This window comes from Candidatus Pantoea formicae (assembly GCF_011752625.1).
GTDB lineage: Bacteria > Pseudomonadota > Gammaproteobacteria > Enterobacterales > Enterobacteriaceae > Pantoea > Pantoea formicae.
The window spans coordinates 581044-596938 of sequence record NZ_VWXD01000002.1 but is presented as its reverse complement, the minus strand read 5'-3'; the positions used below and the strand labels follow the sequence as shown (position 1 = coordinate 596938).

At 52.3% G+C, this 15895-nt stretch carries 17 protein-coding genes; 10 read left to right on the top strand and 7 right to left on the bottom strand.

Annotated features, from left to right (window positions below):
• Positions 1-14 precede the first annotated feature (14 nt).
• Positions 15-1118 carry an AI-2E family transporter gene (locus F3J38_RS07480; protein WP_167136458.1) on the bottom strand — a complete coding sequence of 368 codons (1104 nt, stop codon included), beginning with the start codon at positions 1116-1118 and terminating at the stop codon, positions 15-17.
• Between the two features lie 180 nt (positions 1119-1298).
• On the opposite strand from F3J38_RS07480, the gene F3J38_RS07475 reads away from it, so the two are divergent.
• On the top strand, positions 1299-1538 hold the full coding sequence (locus F3J38_RS07475; RefSeq protein WP_167136456.1) for a DUF1272 domain-containing protein: 240 nt from the start codon (positions 1299-1301) through the stop codon (positions 1536-1538).
• Here F3J38_RS07475 and F3J38_RS07470 read toward each other — a convergent pair.
• A complete protein-coding gene (locus tag F3J38_RS07470; protein ID WP_167136454.1) occupies positions 1490-2002 on the bottom strand; it encodes a 2-thiouracil desulfurase family protein in 513 nt (170 codons plus the stop codon). The two genes, F3J38_RS07475 and F3J38_RS07470, sit on opposite strands and share 49 nt — an antisense overlap.
• Before the next feature lie 845 nt (positions 2003-2847).
• Here F3J38_RS07470 and F3J38_RS07465 point away from each other — a divergent pair.
• The 3 genes from F3J38_RS07465 to F3J38_RS07455 all read left to right on the top strand — a co-directional run bounded on the left by F3J38_RS07465 (position 2848) and on the right by F3J38_RS07455 (position 6304).
• The gene (locus F3J38_RS07465; protein ID WP_167136452.1) at positions 2848-3312 is read left to right on the top strand and encodes an RcnB family protein; all 465 of its coding nucleotides are present in this window, start codon (positions 2848-2850) and stop codon (positions 3310-3312) included.
• A 108-nt stretch (positions 3313-3420) separates the two neighbouring features.
• On the top strand, positions 3421-4248 hold the full coding sequence (locus tag F3J38_RS07460) for a Cof-type HAD-IIB family hydrolase (protein ID WP_167137121.1): 828 nt from the start codon (positions 3421-3423) through the stop codon (positions 4246-4248).
• Between the two features lie 127 nt (positions 4249-4375).
• A complete protein-coding gene (locus F3J38_RS07455) occupies positions 4376-6304 on the top strand; it encodes a methyl-accepting chemotaxis protein (RefSeq protein WP_167136450.1) in 1929 nt (642 codons plus the stop codon).
• Positions 6305-6346: 42 nt separating this feature from the next.
• Here F3J38_RS07455 and F3J38_RS07450 read toward each other — a convergent pair whose 3' ends face one another.
• Positions 6347-7492: an iron-containing alcohol dehydrogenase gene (locus tag F3J38_RS07450; protein ID WP_167136448.1), complete on the bottom strand. Its 1146-nt coding sequence runs from the start codon at positions 7490-7492 to the stop codon at positions 6347-6349.
• A 289-nt stretch (positions 7493-7781) separates the two neighbouring features.
• On the opposite strand from F3J38_RS07450, the gene gntT reads away from it, so the two are divergent.
• The gene (gene gntT / locus F3J38_RS07445; protein WP_167136446.1) at positions 7782-9098 is read left to right on the top strand and encodes a gluconate transporter; all 1317 of its coding nucleotides are present in this window, start codon (positions 7782-7784) and stop codon (positions 9096-9098) included.
• A gap of 40 nt (positions 9099-9138) precedes the next feature.
• Here the strand turns inward: gntT and F3J38_RS07440 are convergent, their stop codons facing one another.
• Positions 9139-10236: a malate/lactate/ureidoglycolate dehydrogenase gene (locus F3J38_RS07440; protein ID WP_167136444.1), complete on the bottom strand. Its 1098-nt coding sequence runs from the start codon at positions 10234-10236 to the stop codon at positions 9139-9141.
• Positions 10237-10328: 92 nt separating this feature from the next.
• The gene (locus F3J38_RS07435; RefSeq protein WP_039330540.1) at positions 10329-10574 is read right to left on the bottom strand and encodes a hypothetical protein; all 246 of its coding nucleotides are present in this window, start codon (positions 10572-10574) and stop codon (positions 10329-10331) included.
• 260 nt (positions 10575-10834) lie between these two features.
• Between F3J38_RS07435 and F3J38_RS28480 the strand changes: the two genes are divergently transcribed.
• On the top strand, positions 10835-10918 hold the full coding sequence (locus F3J38_RS28480; RefSeq protein ID WP_017346848.1) for a small membrane protein YohP: 84 nt from the start codon (positions 10835-10837) through the stop codon (positions 10916-10918).
• A 32-nt stretch (positions 10919-10950) separates the two neighbouring features.
• Here F3J38_RS28480 and F3J38_RS07430 read toward each other — a convergent pair whose 3' ends face one another.
• Positions 10951-11136, bottom strand: a complete 186-nt coding sequence (locus tag F3J38_RS07430; protein WP_167136442.1) for a hypothetical protein — start codon at positions 11134-11136, stop codon at positions 10951-10953.
• 523 nt (positions 11137-11659) lie between these two features.
• Here F3J38_RS07430 and cspE point away from each other — a divergent pair.
• Entirely contained in the window at positions 11660-11869 is a 210-nt protein-coding gene (gene cspE, locus F3J38_RS07425) for a transcription antiterminator/RNA stability regulator CspE (protein ID WP_034829024.1), read from the top strand.
• 358 nt (positions 11870-12227) lie between these two features.
• Positions 12228-12653 carry a GNAT family N-acetyltransferase gene (locus tag F3J38_RS07420; RefSeq protein ID WP_167136440.1) on the top strand — a complete coding sequence of 142 codons (426 nt, stop codon included), beginning with the start codon at positions 12228-12230 and terminating at the stop codon, positions 12651-12653.
• Here F3J38_RS07420 and F3J38_RS07415 read toward each other — a convergent pair.
• Positions 12637-13992, bottom strand: coding sequence for an aminotransferase-like domain-containing protein (locus F3J38_RS07415; RefSeq protein ID WP_167136438.1), 1356 nt, complete (start codon positions 13990-13992; stop codon positions 12637-12639). The genes F3J38_RS07420 and F3J38_RS07415 overlap by 17 nt on opposite strands.
• 138 nt (positions 13993-14130) lie before the next feature.
• On the opposite strand from F3J38_RS07415, the gene F3J38_RS07410 reads away from it, so the two are divergent.
• Positions 14131-15090: an ABC transporter substrate-binding protein gene (locus F3J38_RS07410; RefSeq protein WP_167136436.1), complete on the top strand. Its 960-nt coding sequence runs from the start codon at positions 14131-14133 to the stop codon at positions 15088-15090.
• Positions 15091-15092: 2 nt separating this feature from the next.
• Positions 15093-15887 carry a deaminated glutathione amidase gene (locus tag F3J38_RS07405; RefSeq protein WP_167137119.1) on the top strand — a complete coding sequence of 265 codons (795 nt, stop codon included), beginning with the start codon at positions 15093-15095 and terminating at the stop codon, positions 15885-15887.
• Positions 15888-15895 lie beyond the last annotated feature (8 nt).

Here is a 15895-nt window from a genome sequence, read left to right as displayed (position 1 = left end):
GGATGGGAAACCACTTACTCGCGTGTTTTTCCCTCTTCGATAAATTCTTCATCGATCTCTTCGGCATTTTCACGGTTATCGCGGCCGGAGAGCAGATTCCAGCAGGCAATAAACAGTGCAGCAATCAACGGACCGATAACAAAACCGTTGATACCGTAAACTTCCATGCCGCCGAGCGTGGCGATCAGGATCAAATAGTCTGGCATTTTGGTGTCTTTACCCACCAACAGTGGACGTAAAATATTGTCCACTAAGCCGACCACCACCACGAAGAAACCGACCAGGAACAATCCTTTCCACAAGGCGCTGGTGGCGAAGAAGAAGATCGCCGCGGGCACCCAAACAATGGCGGAACCGACCGCGGGGATCAGCGACAGGAAGGCCATCAGTGCTCCCCACAGTAGGCTGCCGTCAATGCCGGTGATCCAGAAGGCGATACCGCCTAAGATGCCCTGTACCACCGCAACTACCACGGTGCCTTTCACTGTGGCGCGAGAAACCGCCGCAAATTTCACCATCAGATGATGTTTAACATAGGTGGAGAGCGGCAGGGCTTCCAGTATTAAGTTCACTAACCATGCGCCATCCTTCAACAAGAAGAACAGCAGATACAACATAACGCCAAAGCCCACGGTAAAGGTAAAGGTGCCTTTGCCAATCAGGAACACGCTGCCCGCCATGTACTGGCCACCCTTTAAGGCAAATTCAGACAGCTTCTGCTGAAGTTGCCCGGCATTGTTCAGGTTGTGGTCGGAAAGATAATTCTGCGCCCAACCCGGCAGATGCTGAATCAGCTCGGCAAACACCGTGGGGAACTGCGAAGAGTTGTTCTGTAGCTTGGTATAAACCGTGTTGACTTCTACCACCATCGACGAGGTGATAATCGCCAAGGGCGTGAAGACGATCAGACAGATGATCGCCAGGGTAACAAACGCGGCCAGACCGTTGCGATCGCCCATTTTTCGGCGCAGCAGGGATTTTAACGGATGGAAGATCACCGCCAGAATCGCAGCCCAGAAGATGGCAGAAAAGTAAGGTGTCAGCACATCAAAAAAGGCGAAAGTGACAATCGCCAAAATCACAATAAAGAAACCGAAGTTAAGTCCTTTGATTCTCATTTAATAGCCTCGAGAGTAAATGTGGCGATTGAACTATAGAACGTGAAAACCGGAATGTAATTTTTTTAGCGAAACGTGCAGAGAATAGTGTGTCTCGATCTGTCCGAATGATGTCTGTCAGCAGGCTGGTGCATTGCTTTGAAGAGGATGATGATAGGTTCAACCTGAGAGGAGATCGCCATGCTGGAACTTCGCCCCAACTGCGAATGTTGTGATAAAGACCTGCCACCGGATTCACCCGACGCGCGCATGTGTTCGTTTGAGTGCACTTTTTGCGTCGAGTGTGTGGAAACCCGACTCGATCATCGCTGCCCGAATTGCAGTGGCGAATTAGTGCGTCGGCCAATCAGACCGGCCGCCGCCTTAGCCCGTCATCCCGCGTCCACCACACGGCATTTGTCGGCAGCGTCTACCCGCTGAATCAGCTCGGGTAACTGAGCCTCGGCAAAAACGTCAATGCCGTGCTGACGTAACAGCGCGGCGGCGACACCGTTGCCAAAGGTTTGTTGGCCACTAAAGCTGCCGTCATAGATTTTCTGGCTGCCGCAGGTGGGGCTGCCATCGGTAAGCAGGGCAAAGCGACACTCTCCTGCCTGTGCTGCGCGTAAAGCCAGCCAGGCGGCCAGCACATAGTGTTGCGTGACGTCACGGCCATCTGATTCCAGAATCTGCGCGTTGCCGGCCAGCACTTGTTCAGCGCTTCCGCCGTGGATTTCAGCAGGTAAACGCGGTGTGTGCAGGCCCGCGGCCAGTTCAGGACAATGGATCACCAAGCGCTGCTCTTCGCGCCAGCGCGCCAGAGTGCGGGAGATGAGTAACTTGTCGCTGCCATTATAGCGGACGGCAAAACCCATCAGACATGCGCTAACTAATATTTTCTCCATCTCATCTTCTTCCTGAAAATATCCTTATCTGAAGGACAATCTTCTATTGATAAGCACAGCTTGGATTAAAAATGAACCTGTTAATGGGGCGGGTCAGCAGAAATTAAGGAAAAGTGGGACTGCGTATAGCGATTAATATTAAGCGCGATATTAATCACATATGTGTATTAATGGTTCTGTCTATGTATTTTATCTGATTAACGTGTAGGGGAATGATGAATTAGCTTGAAGTTTAGTCCTAAAAATTAGTTTTATAATGCATTTTTAAGTTAATCTTGTTGATTTTTAAGGTTTTTGAATGATTTCCTTTACCGCCATCTTCTTGGTTTCCCAAACGACTCCGCTTTAGCGATGCCACAGCTTTATCTTTTTTGCGCTCTGGTCAGAGCACAGACCTTATTTCATAGGGAAGTAACCTGCCAAAAAATATTATTTTCTTTTGCCCTTTAATTTTTACGGTTTTTTCCGAAAAGCAGGTTTTTTTAAAAGAATTTTGCATTTTAAGATGGTATTGTTAACGGGCAATGCTAGTGATGTGGCGTTGTGTGCTTCAGTTTTACCCTCACCTTTGCAGGGTTTACCCGCTTTATGCAATTTATGGAATTAGCATTATCCACCCGATCCTTGCGATCGGGTTTTTTTCCCTTCTTTGTCCTCAATTTACTTTGTCTGTTTTAAGACCAGACGATGTCAGAAAAGACACAATCGTTAAGAAAGCGATAATGTGGCGTAATTTATTGTAAGTCTGCGGTTTTTAAGAGTTTTGGAAATGCTTTTTTGCCTCCTTTTCATCGATAGTGATATTCGACGGTGCAATAACTGCCGTTATCATTGGAGGTAACATCATGAAAAAAACAACATTGAGTCTTATTGCGTCACTTATTGCATGCAGCACACTGTTTTCAGCCGCTTCCTGGGCCGATGGCCCGGGCGATCAACACTGGCAGCCGCGTGGCGGCGACCAACATCAGGATCATGGTCGTGGGCCTGATCACGGAGGCGATCGTGGTCCTGGTCGCGGTCCAGACAACCATGGTCACGATAATCACGGCGGCTATGCCGATCATCGTATGCCGGATGGGCACCGCGAAGGCGATCACTTTGCCTGGAACGGCCACGATTTCCGTCGTGGACACCCAATGCCTCCCGAATTCCGCGGCCCGCACTATCGCGTAGATGACTGGCGTGAACGCCGTTTGCCAGAGCCACCACGTGGTGAGTACTGGTCTTACGTCGACGGTAACTATGTGCTGATTGCTGCGGCGACAGGCGTTATCACCTCACTGCTGCTGAACGGCGCCTTCAACTAATCACCCTCCACGGATGGCAATCGCCATCCGTGTTTCTCTCTGCTTTCTGCGCTCACCAGGTTATTCTTTACGCGACACGTTGTTCTTTTGTTGCGCTAAGGAGTCATGATGACCGTGGTAAAAATGGTGGCGGTGGATAAAGACGGCACCTTTCTCGATGATCAAAAACAGTACAACCGGGCACGTTTTCAAGCTTGTTATGAGGAAATGAAACGGCGCGGCATCAAATTTGTCGTGGCGAGCGGCAACCAGTATTACCAACTCAAATCCTTCTTCCCTGACATTTCCAGTGAAATTGCCTTCGTTGCCGAAAACGGTGCATGGATCATCGATCGTGATGAAGAGCTGTTTTGCGGTGCCTTCTCGCGCGAAGACATTGATGCGGTGCTCGATACCCTGCACAACGGACACTACCCGGAGCTGCGCTATATTCTGTGCGGCCGCGAAAGCGCCTACTACTTTGAAGGCCTCGACGAGCGCTGGCTGGTGAAGATGCGTCACTATTGCCATCGCCTGAAATCCATTCGCAGTCTGGATGAGGTCGCCGATGACAAGCTGTTCAAGTTCGCACTCAACCTGTCTGACGATTATGTCGAGCCATTGATGGCGGATATTGAACGCTTGCACAAAGGTTCGGCGGCGGCGACATCAAGCGGTCATGGCTCGGTGGACTTGATCGTGCCCGGCAATCATAAGGGGCATGGACTCGACCTGCTCGGCAAGCGCTGGGGCATTGATCGTAGTGAGATTCTGGTATTTGGCGACGGTGGTAACGACCTGGAGATGTTGCAGCAATCTGGCTTCAGCTTTGCGATGGCCAATGCACCGCAAAAGGTCAAAGATGCTGCACGCTTCGAAGCGCCTAACAACAATGAAGAGGGCGTGTTGCAGGTGATTGAACAGATGCTGGCGGGCAAGCCGCCTTTTGTCATCTAAGTGTAACTTCAGGCTCAATTTATTCTTTGCTTTGCCGATACTCGATTGTGACGGAACGCACAACTCGCCGCTGAGCGGCACTTTCTTATCTCAATCGAAAAATGCAGTCGGTAAGTAAGGATAAACTATGTTGCCAACCCGTTTGGCTACCCGCATGACGTTGGGTGGCCTTTTATTACTTTGCGTCACTACCGCAGTGGTATTTTCCGTATTAATGTTACGTGGACAACCACGTGTTATCGAAGCCAGTCATACGTTGATTGAACAGGCCGGTAACAATCTCGTCAGTCAGTTGAATCAGCAACTGGTTCGTATCGAAGGCGAAGCCGTTAGTATGGCGCGTCTTGCAGAAGTCTTGCCGCACGACGCTGCATTGTGGCAGCACTCTTTTCCTCAAATCATCAACAGCAACGGTGATAAAACCATCGCTGGGGGCGGTATATGGCCGGAGCCCGATGCCTTTATCCCTGGTGTAGCGCGCCGCAGCTTTTTTTGGGCGAGGCAGAATGATGGTTCCATGGCCTATTCTGATGGCTATAACCAGCCAAATGCCAGTGCCTATCAGCAAGAGAGTTGGTACAGCACGGTGCGCAGTGCCCCTCGTGACCGATGTGGCTGGTCCGAAGTCTATCAGGATCCTGTGTCAGGAGTGAAAATGGTAACCTGCAGCGTGCCTTATGTTTCAGGGGCGCGTTTTGCAGGGGTCGCAACTATGGATGTTCAGTTGGACAACCTGGCCGACTTTATGCAGCAAAAAGGCCAGGTCACCGGTGGTTATGCCTTTGCATTGGATAGCGCAGGAAGCCTGCTTTATTATCCTGGTCAGCAGATGAAAACGTTAAGCACCTTGCAAAGTCTGTCGGAGAAATCTACCTGGTTAGCGCCGCTTACCGACAGCATTACAAAACTGAAAGGTGCCGGTGATGTGCAGAAAATAGCGGGTTTTAACGATGAGTACCTGCACACCCGGGCACAGGTCACGCTGTTCCGCATGCCTGGCACTGGCTGGGTGGTAGGACTGGTCACGCCGGAGAAGGTAGTGAGCGGCTTGGCTCGTACCATGATGCGTGACATTTTTACCTTCCTAATCCCCGCGATGGTTGTGTTACTGCTGCTCACCTGGATTTTTACCCAACGTATTGGTCAACGTCTTAATGCCACGCATCTGGCGCTTGATGCCATCGCCCACGGAGACGGTGATTTGACACGCCGCTTGGCGAAAAGTGGACGTGATGAACTGGCAGACATTGCCGAAGCTTTCAACAGCTTTGTCGATAAAATTGCTGGGGTGATTTTGCGAGTGCAAGGTAGTGGCGAAACGGTTGCAGCCAATGCTTCTGGCTTAGCGTCCAGCAACCATGCATTGTCAGAAAAGATTGCCGAACAAGCTGCCGCGCTAGAGCAGAGCGCAGCGGCGATGGAGCAGCTCAACGCGACCGTTCAGCAGAACGCCGAAAATACCCGGCTCGCAGATGTGGCAGCCGAACAGACTGCAAACATTGCGCGCAGCAGCAGCAAGATGATGAATGAAGTGGTGAGCACCATGGGCTCAATTCAATCTTCCTCACGACGTGTAGCAGAGATCCTGACCGTAATCGACAGTATTGCTTTCCAGACGAATATACTGGCGCTGAACGCCGCAGTGGAGGCAGCAAGAGCTGGCGAACAGGGGCGTGGTTTTGCAGTTGTGGCTTCTGAAGTCCGCGCGCTGGCACAACGGAGCGCCACGGCGGCTCAAGAGATCAAAACGCTGATTGCCGATTCAGACAGCAATGTGTTGGCAGGGAGTAAACTCGTTCAGGATGCAGGGCAGCAATTGACGCAACTGGTCAGTGATGTACACAAGGTGAAACAGGTAGTAAGCGAAATGCGCGTGGCAGGTGATGAGCAGAGCAAGGGCATTGCCGAAGTGACGCTGGCCGTTTCGCAAATGGAGCGCGGTATTCAGCAAAACTTGATGTTAGTGACGCAAACTGCGGAGAATACTCAAGCTCTACGTGACGAAGCAACGCACCTGGCGCTTGAGATCTCTGTATTCAAGGTGGCTGAGCAATAGCACTGACCTTTACGGGCGCGCCACGTGGCACGCCCTACAGGATTATGCAACTCGCCACGCGGCGGTGATCATTTCGGTCATCGTCGCGGCATCATAATTCACCCAACCGTTTTTGCTGTTGGCGCGCGCCACAATCCAGTCAACGTCGGTGGCGTTCAGCGTCGGTCCGTCTTGCCAGAATGGCACAATGGCGTGCTGCTGTATCCAGGCCTTGAGCGCCAGTGCGGGGGGGGCAGGATCCTCAGGTAGCAACCGTTGGCCGAGTTGTGCCATCAGACGCTGTTGATCGGCCTGTTCGCTTTCTGCCAGCACTTCCAGGAACGGGAACAGCAGGCGACCACAGACTTCACCGTGATGGAAGGGTTTAATCGCCCCGAGTTCACCCGCAATCCCATGAATCACGCCCAATCCCGCACTGCTCAGACAAACGCCGCCAAGCCAGGAGGCCATCATCATCGCTTCCCGCGCTTCGTCGCCTGGCTGATCGTCACGGTTCAGATTCGGCCAGGCTTTGAAGAATAACTGCAGACCATTCAGCGCAGTTTGTTGGGTAAATAAATTCCCTTTGCGTGACAGATAGGCTTCGAAAAGATGGGTAAACGCATCAATCGCGCAGGTGGCCAGTACGCTATCTGGCGCACCTTTTAGCAGGTCCGGATCGAGAATCGCCACTTGGGGAACAAACACCGCATGACGCAGCGAGGCTTTGACCTGAATATGCTGCTGATCGGTCACGACGGCGTTTTGTGTGGCTTCACTGCCGGTACCCGCCGTCGTCGGAATGGCAATCAAGGGCAGGGTGACAGCCTGGACCGGCGTATCCCCGACTTTTTCCAGATAGCGCGCGGTATTTAGCGGATGCTGCATCATGGCACTGAACGCTTTTGCGGCATCCAGCACGCTGCCACCGCCAATCGCTACCACGCGATCAACATGCCCGCGCCAGCGATTGACCCACGCATCGATTTCATCGGGTGATGCCTCATGGCTGACAATCTCATATCCCAGAATCTGGTCGTTCAGTGCGCTGCCCAGTCGTTGCCAGGCCGGACCATTGAGGAATGAGCGTCCGCAAAACAGTAGCGTAGGTTGGGGGTAAGCGGCCAGCAACGGCACAAGGCGGTCAATGCTGCCGCGACCAAACAGGGTTTGTTGATTACTGTACAACTCGATCAGATTTTCACTCACCTGCATGTCCTTTTTGAATGACGTTAAGGCCTTAGTGTAACCAAAAGCCGTGACGCCCCTGCTGCAAACATTCTGATAACCCCCAGGCAAAAAGTTGATCACCTTCGCAAAACAGAAATTCACCGAGCGTGCCTGATGCTTTGTGCGCAATGTTACCCTTAACATGATACCCGTAACATTGCTTATGGCGGCGAGTCCCCTTCGCAAATGTGGCTGAATCCCATTCCTCTGGGAAACCAAAAAATAAACCGCTGCCGACTTCTGTCGTACGCAAAAGTGGAGAAAAATTATGCCATTACTCTATGTGGCGATTGGCGTGGCGTTACTGCTGCTGCTGATGATTCGTTTCAAACTGAACGGATTTATTGCACTGATTCTTGTAGCACTGGCGGTGGGGATGATGCAGGGCATGCCCGTCAACAAAGTCATCGGATCGATCAAAACCGGCGTTGGCGGCACACTGGGCAGTCTGGCGCTGATCATGGGCTTCGGTGCCATGCTGGGCAAACTGCTGGCAGATTGCGGGGGCGCACAGCGTATTGCCACCACGCTGATCGCTAAATTTGGCCAAAAACACATCCAATGGGCGTTAGTCCTGACAGGTTTCACCGTTGGCTTCGCGCTGTTTTATGAAGTGGGCTTCGTGTTGATGCTGCCATTGGTGTTCAGTATCGCGGCCTCGGCACGGGTTCCCTTGCTGTTTGTCGGCGTGCCGATGGCGGCAGCCTTGTCTGTGACGCACGGTTTCTTGCCGCCGCATCCTGGCCCAACGGCGATTGCGACCTTATTTAATGCTGATATGGGCAAAACGCTGCTGTATGGCACGCTGTTGGGTATCCCAACCGTTATTCTGGCGGGCCCGGTCTATGCACGTTTCCTGAAAGGCATCGACAAGCCGATTCCTGAAGGACTATGGAACCCCAAAACCTTTACCGATGCGGAAATGCCCGGCTTTGGTGTCAGCGTGGGAACGGCGTTGGTGCCGGTGATCCTGATGGCACTGCGTGCGGTCGCGGAAATGGTATTGCCGAAAGGGCATCTGTTGCTGCCGTATGCCGAGTTCTTTGGTGACCCGATCATGGCAACACTGATTGCGGTACTGATCGCCATCTTCACTTTTGGTCTGAACCGGGGCCGCAGTATGGATGAAGTGATGGGCACCATTACAGACTCCATCAAAATCATCGCGATGATGCTGTTGATCATCGGCGGTGGCGGGGCCTTTAAACAGGTACTGGTTGACAGTGGCGTCGACAAATATATCGCGAGCATGATGCATGAGACCAATGTCTCACCTCTCTTCATGGCGTGGTCAATCGCTGCTGTATTGCGTATCGCATTGGGCTCCGCCACGGTGGCGGCGATTACTGCCGGTGGCATTGTGGCTCCTCTGATTGCGACCAGCGGTGCCAGCCCGGAACTAATGGTGATTGCGGTCGGTTCGGGGAGCGTGATTTTCTCACACGTTAACGATCCCGGCTTCTGGCTGTTCAAGGAGTACTTCAATCTGACCATTGGTGAAACCATCCGCTCATGGTCTGCACTGGAAACCATTATTTCGGTGTGTGGTCTGGTGGGTTGTTTGCTGCTTGCGAACGTGATCTAACGCTGGCTGAGGCATTGCGCCTCAGCCTCTTTGCTGCGGTCTACTGTGCCAGAGCACGGAAGGCCGCCAGCTCCTCTTCAGGCATGCCCGCTTTGCGTGCGGCTGCACAGATTTGCTCCCAGCTATTGCTGTCGAGTGGAATACCCTCTCGGTCACGCTCCTGTCGATTCTGCTCCTCCCACTCGCCCGGCACTTGAATAGGGGCATCACCGCTTTGCGGTGAACGTTTCACCCATTCAAGGAAGGCTTCAGCTTCCTCCTGCATGGCAGGTGCATCAAACGCCTCGGGATTGACAATAATCGTGGTCATGCAGTTGAAAATGGCATCATGGCTGCTGACCAGCGTGGCATCGTGCGTGGTTCGGCCACCTGAGAGTGCGCCGCCAAGGATTTCGCACATGGTTGCCAGCGCATAACCTTTATGTAAGCCGAACGGCATCAGTGAGCCATATGGCGCTTGATGCATCACGCCGGGTTCGGTGGTGGGTTGTCCTTGATTATCGATGAGATAACCGGGAGCGACTTGCTGGCCCTTGTTCCAGGCGACACGCGTCTTACCAAAGGCTATGCCGCTGGTAGCGAAGTCGAGTAGCAGGGGTTTGGCATCACGACGTGGGAAAATCGCGCAGAACGGGTTGGTGCCAAAGCGGCGGTCGCTGCCGTTAAACGGGGCCACCATCGGGTCACCCATCACATTGACGAAGTGGAAAGAGACAAATCCGGCTGCCGCACACTGCTCTGCCCAGTGTCCGATACGGCCAATGTGGTGTGAGTGGTGTAAACCGACCGCAGCAATGCCAAGCTTGGCGGCGCGTTCAATACCCTGTTGCATCGCTTCATGGGCCGCAACCTGACCAAAGCCGTTGTGACCATGCAGCGTTATCACGGCACCAGCATCTTTCACCAGGGTAGGGTGCTGGTTCAATTGCAGGAATCCCTGATCCAGCGAATTCATGTAGCTGGGGATCATGCCCACACCATGTGAATCGTGGCCAGCCAGATTAGCCGCCACCAGATGATCGGCGACCAGCCGTGACTCTTCTGCGCTGCTGCCGGCGTGAAGCCAGATGGCCTGAACAAACTGATGCAGGTGTGAAGGGGGGATACGATAAAAAGCACTCACGCGGTCAATCTCCATATCAGGTTGAATCAGCCATCCTGCGCCGAAAGTATTAATAACCGCAAGTCAGTGTTTAGGAAGGAATGGGCCACAAATCGTGGCCCAAAAACTCAGTGCGGCTGTTCGAAGCCCGCTTTTACCATTTGTTCACGCAATGCGCGGGTAATTTCACGGTTCCCACCCGTGACCGGGTAAATGACATTGTTGACGACATCGTCAAGGTAGTGCTCTTCAAACTCTTGCATGGTGAGCTGCGTGCCACCCTCATCGTTAATGGCAATGCTGCCACTGATGTGGTTGCCATAATCCTTTGCCTTAAGGCTGTAACGACCCATGCTGGTATTAATCGTGCTCATAGAAATCTCCTTGTTACGTAGGCAGTGATAACCATTGAGGCCTGCTAGAGGCGCTGTAAGTTTAGACAACGCGGTGGCACTCCTTATGCCGATGTGATTAAGGAAAATCACTGCTTGCGACCCGTCTCGCAGAAATAAGCATGAAGTGAAAGTAACAACCCTGCTGGGACGTGACAGCGCTCGCACTCTCCAGCGAACACAGAATGATCATCTATACTGAGTAACGGACGCGTTATTTTTCATACCTGAAGGAGCGAACAATGAAAATAATCCTGTGGATCATTGCCATCATCTTTATTGTAGGATTGCTGACGATTACTGGCGTGTTTAAGCTGATTTTCTGACAAAAACAGGCACCTTTTGGTGCCTGTTTCACTTATTCGGTACGGAAAGTGGCGAAAATGTTTTGCGTTACCGCAGGTGGACTCAGGTCTCGTAAATTGAGTGGCTTGCCACAGCGAGCACAATACGCGCCGTGGTGGCATTGCTTGATGCTCTTTTCTCGCTTTGGCAGCGTAAAGAAGAATTTGGCGCTACCGCAGGCGCTACAACGAATGGTCATCTCAACGCTCTCCCTCTCTCCATCCTGGAGTAGTGAGATTTATCTCATTCGTCCGTGAAGTTCAAACCATAAATTTAATTAATTTGTTTACAGGCTAAATGATTTGGCTTAACCCGCTGAATGCTAGGCAATATCTCTCCGTGCTTCTCAGGTAAAAGTTCGCTTAACTCTCACTCAAATTCAGGATTTTGATCGCGGTAACGACAATATTTGCAGGGGGAATGAAGCGTTCAACCTGTCATGAATAACCCCTTGCGGCGAAATTCGTTATTGGATCAAGCAGATGCGGTCCGGGTATTTTGCAACCACTGATTTTCCAGTGGCTTAGCATCATTTCAGTCAGTGACAAGTGGTAGCGGGAGGCGGTTTTGAACCAACCATTACACCCAGAAAGTGTGAAGAAGATGGAAAAAACCAATATTTATCACTTTTTCATCAATTCGCACTGGACAAATGTCACCGCAATTGCTGTACTAGACGCCGACACAGTTTAGTGTCCATTTTTCATGTAAAGGTAATATAGATGTCCAAGATCAAAGGTAACGTTAAGTGGTTTAATGAGTCGAAAGGCTTCGGTTTCATTACTCCAGAAGATGGCAGCAAAGATGTATTCGTACACTTCTCTGCAATCATGAGCAATGGCTTCAAAACTCTGGCTGAAGGTCAGCGCGTAGAGTTCGAAATCACTGACGGTGCTAAAGGCCCATCTGCTGCTAACGTTATCGCTCTGTAAGTTAACAGTTAGAATTCTGAAAACCCGCCTAATGGCGGGTTTTTTTTGTCCTTTTTACAGCTGCCACCAAGTGTGGGCATAGCCGACAACCGCCACGATGGCGACACTCATCGCGAGCAGTTCATTGAAGGTACGCGGGACGAAATTTTTCATATCTTGGGCCTCACCGGTTCGTTTCTTCCAGCATGGCAAAGCCAGGTTAAGCCAACCTTAAGCTGTCATGACATTGCCATGACAACGCGCATTCTGCGGCGTATCTCACAGATAACTTCAGTAACATCCGCATAACAATCCTTACTTGCAGCTTTTTACTGCGCAACGCTATATAAATGCTGGCGAGGGCTCTTAAGGAGGCAGGATGAATATTCGTCAGGCACAGGCAACAGACAGTTTTGCTTTGAGTGCGTTGTTAACCGAACTGGGTTACAGCGATACGGAAACATTTATAGACGCGCGTCTGGCGCAATTGAGCAGTCATCCCGATGAAGTATTATTGGTGGCCGAACACGGCAGCCAGGTGTTGGGGTTTCTCTCTCTGCACTTTATTCCGCAACTGGCGCTTGCTGGCGATTTTGCCCGCATCAGCTATTTCTGCATCGCGGAAGGTGAACGCAGTAAAGGCAGCGGGCAACAACTGCTGAGCCATGCTGAACAGTTGGCGAGAAAACGAGGTTGCGATCGTATGGAAGTGCATTGCCACTCTTCGCGCCTGAAAGCTAACCAGTTTTATTCGCGCGAAGGGTATGTGGAATCACCGCGCTATCACATTAAAGATCTGGGCTGACATTCAGCTCTCGTCCGGATGCAATGACAATCGCGTCAGCAATGCTGTCGAGCTGTTCAAAAGGCAGCAAGGCCGCGCTGACGCGAATAAACTGGATGCTGTTAATACTGCAACGCTCACCTGGTAGCACGGCTATGCCGCGTGCGGCCAAGGTGATCATGGCGTATTGCTCGGACTCCACCGGTATCAGGACACTCAATCCATCCCGCTCTTCCAGAACCATACCGCGTTTTGCCAGTGCAGAGAGCAGTCGCTGGCGTCGGTGTGCATACTCCGTTTTCGCATGCTGGATGCACTGCTGCGTGGTGTCATCTTTCAGCATCCATGCCACCGCATCTTGCAGGATACGGCTGGTCCAGCTTACGCCAAAATTACGCCAGGACTGCAAGCGCTTTACCATCTCCGCGGTACCGGACAGCACAGCCAAGCGCAGGTCTGGACCATAGGCTTTTGAGAACGAGTGGACATGCACAACGCGATCCGGAAAGTGGTAACCGAGGCTCCACACTGGCCAACGTGACAGATCGCCAATGCCGTCGTCCTCAACAATCAGGGTTTGGCTGTTCGCCAACACCCGAGCCAGTTCGGCACTACGGCGTTGGCTTACGCTGTGTCCCGTTGCCGAGTGCGTACGTGGTTGATAGATGAACATGACCGGTGATTTTTGCAGGTGTGTCGCCAGTACCGCTGGCAAAGGTCCTTGCTCATCACAGGGGAGAGGCAGAATTTCAGCCCCAATATTGTCGAGCATGTCTAACAGGCGGGTGGCAGTGGGATCTTCAATAACCACCCGGTCTCCCGGTGACAGCAAGGTTTGCACGATCAGATTCATCGCATCAAAGCCGCCATCGGTAGCCAGCCAAGCTTGCGCCGGATAGGGCCAACGCGGCTTGATCGCGTCCACCAGATTGGGTGAAACAGCCTCTCGCTGATAGCTGTTTAACCCCGGTGACGCAATCCCTGCCAGCATTGCTTGTTTGAGATCGGGCAGCAGTGCGGGATCGGGAGAAGCCATCGCCAGCGAAGCCTTAACATTCTCACCATAGTTACCAATTTTCTCGAAGCGAATCGGGCGGGGCAACACGCTGTTGCCACAGACCCAGACGCCGCTTCGCCCTTTACCCGCCAGCACTTTCTGTTTTTTCAGCTGTGCCCAAGCCGCCGAGACCGTCGCCGGGCTGACACCCAACCGTTCCGCTAACTCTCGCACAGCAGGCATCTGCATGCCGACAGCGATAAGCCCGTCATGAATCAGGTTGGATGCGGTATGGGCGATGCCTTTTACCGAAGCATCCTCAATTTGTTGGCTAAGCCACTCTACGTCTACATTTTGCGTCATAAGAAAATCATTTGTTCAGTAACAAAGAATTTATTGTTCAGATTAGTATTCGCGTTTTAGACTCAAATTCAAGCACTATTTGCTTAAAAAATAGACGCAGCTTAATCGGCTGGCTGAACAAACGGGGAAAGTACACTTATGGTAACCATCAGACTGGCGGTGCGTGACTGGGATTATTTCACCCCACTGGCACTCGGCGACATCAAACCGGAAGGCTTTACGCTAGAAATTGATCGCGTGGGCACCCTGGTCGATAACCTCGCCACCAGTGACAAATACGATGCAGGTGAGGTCTCTTTCAGCCGTTATGCACAGGCGTGTGCCAGAGGCGATAACGGGCTGCTGGGGCTGCCACACTTCCTGATGCGCGGTTTTCGCCAGCGCTGCATTATCACCACCGCTGACAGTCCCATTACCACGCCAGCACAGCTGAAAGGCAAAAAAATTGGTGTGACGGGTTGGCAAGATTCGGGTAACACCTGGACACGTACCGTGCTGCGCGAAGCGGGCGTGGAAATTGATGATGCTTACTGGTTTGCGGGCCGTCTGACGGAAGAACATCCGATTGTCGATCGACTTGCGGGCTTTGGACGTCCGGGACGCATTGAACCTGCACCGGGAGAACGCCCGCTGATTGAATTACTGAAGACGGGAGAACTGGATGCCGTGTTCACCCCCTTTATGCCAGAAGGATTCTTCCTGAAAGACTCTGGCTTGCGTCAGTTGCAGGCCGACTTTGTTAGCGCGGAGCGTGACTATTTCAACCGCGTGGGCTATGTGCCAGGCATCCATCTGTTAGCGATGAAACCGGCATTGGCGGAAGCGCACCCGTGGTTACCTCAGGCGCTGAGTGACATTATCGATCGGTCGTACCAGGTCTGGATGCAGAAACGTGAGAAGTATGCCGACACCACCCCGTGGCTGCTTGATGATTTGCGACGCACCGCGCAGGAATTACCGGCCGACTGGAATCAGAACGGATTCTCCGCTAACAAAAAGATGATTGCCGATTTTGCCAACGAGCTGTTCCAGCAAGGCTTAACCAAAACATTACTGACGCCGGAAGCGATTTTCCCGGCTGCGGTACAAGGGGAATGATGATGAAAGTTGCAATGGGTCAATTTGCTGTTAGCCGTGAATGGCAAGAGAACACCGATATCTGCATCGACTTGATGAACAAGTCGCTGGCGGGTGGTGCGGATCTGCTGGTGCTGCCGGAAGGCGTGCTGGCGCGTGATATTGCCGATCCTGATTTAGTGCTGAAAGCCGCTCAACCCCTGGATGGCCCGTTTGTTACGCAGCTGCTGGCAGTGAGTAAGGGCAACGATCTAACCACCATGATGAGCGTGCACGTGCCTACTGAGGGTAACAAAGCGCTCAATGTGCTGATTGCCATTCGTAACGGCGAGATTATCGCTGCCTACGAAAAACTGCACCTCTATGATGCCTTTGCCATGCAAGAGTCGCAGCGCGTGAACCCGGGTAATGATGTCCCTGCGCTGGTGGACGTCGCGGGGATGAAAGTCGGCCTGATGACCTGTTACGACGTTCGTTTCCCAGAACTGGCACGCCGCCTGGTATTAGACGGTGCGGATGTATTGGTGCTGCCTGCTGCATGGGTCAAAGGTCCGCTGAAAGAGATGCATTGGGAGCTGCTGTGCAGTGCACGTGCATTGGAAAACACCTGCTACATGGTGGCGGTAGGGGAGTGCGGGCCGCGTAACATCGGCAACAGCTTGGTGATCGATCCGCTGGGTGTGGCGATTGCTAAAGCACCGGAATCTGCTGCGCTGGTGTTTGCCGATCTCGATCCACAACGTATTGCTTACGCGCGTAGCGTTTTACCGGTGCTGGAAAACCGCCGTTTTGCACGTCCTGAATTAAAACCACTTTGAGAGATTTT

Coding starts and splice junctions, on each gene's coding strand:
- F3J38_RS07480 (WP_167136458.1), bottom strand. CDS start 1,118: ATGAGAATCAAAGGACTTAACTTCGGTTTCTTTATTGTGATTTTGGCG.
- F3J38_RS07475 (WP_167136456.1), top strand. CDS start 1,299: ATGCTGGAACTTCGCCCCAACTGCGAATGTTGTGATAAAGACCTGCCA.
- F3J38_RS07470 (WP_167136454.1), bottom strand. CDS start 2,002: ATGGAGAAAATATTAGTTAGCGCATGTCTGATGGGTTTTGCCGTCCGC.
- F3J38_RS07465 (WP_167136452.1), top strand. CDS start 2,848: ATGAAAAAAACAACATTGAGTCTTATTGCGTCACTTATTGCATGCAGC.
- F3J38_RS07460 (WP_167137121.1), top strand. CDS start 3,421: ATGACCGTGGTAAAAATGGTGGCGGTGGATAAAGACGGCACCTTTCTC.
- F3J38_RS07455 (WP_167136450.1), top strand. CDS start 4,376: ATGTTGCCAACCCGTTTGGCTACCCGCATGACGTTGGGTGGCCTTTTA.
- gntT (WP_167136446.1), top strand. CDS start 7,782: ATGCCATTACTCTATGTGGCGATTGGCGTGGCGTTACTGCTGCTGCTG.
- F3J38_RS07440 (WP_167136444.1), bottom strand. CDS start 10,236: ATGGAGATTGACCGCGTGAGTGCTTTTTATCGTATCCCCCCTTCACAC.
- F3J38_RS07435 (WP_039330540.1), bottom strand. CDS start 10,574: ATGAGCACGATTAATACCAGCATGGGTCGTTACAGCCTTAAGGCAAAG.
- F3J38_RS28480 (WP_017346848.1), top strand. CDS start 10,835: ATGAAAATAATCCTGTGGATCATTGCCATCATCTTTATTGTAGGATTG.
- F3J38_RS07430 (WP_167136442.1), bottom strand. CDS start 11,136: ATGACCATTCGTTGTAGCGCCTGCGGTAGCGCCAAATTCTTCTTTACG.
- cspE (WP_034829024.1), top strand. CDS start 11,660: ATGTCCAAGATCAAAGGTAACGTTAAGTGGTTTAATGAGTCGAAAGGC.
- F3J38_RS07420 (WP_167136440.1), top strand. CDS start 12,228: ATGAATATTCGTCAGGCACAGGCAACAGACAGTTTTGCTTTGAGTGCG.
- F3J38_RS07415 (WP_167136438.1), bottom strand. CDS start 13,992: ATGACGCAAAATGTAGACGTAGAGTGGCTTAGCCAACAAATTGAGGAT.
- F3J38_RS07410 (WP_167136436.1), top strand. CDS start 14,131: ATGGTAACCATCAGACTGGCGGTGCGTGACTGGGATTATTTCACCCCA.
- F3J38_RS07405 (WP_167137119.1), top strand. CDS start 15,093: ATGAAAGTTGCAATGGGTCAATTTGCTGTTAGCCGTGAATGGCAAGAG.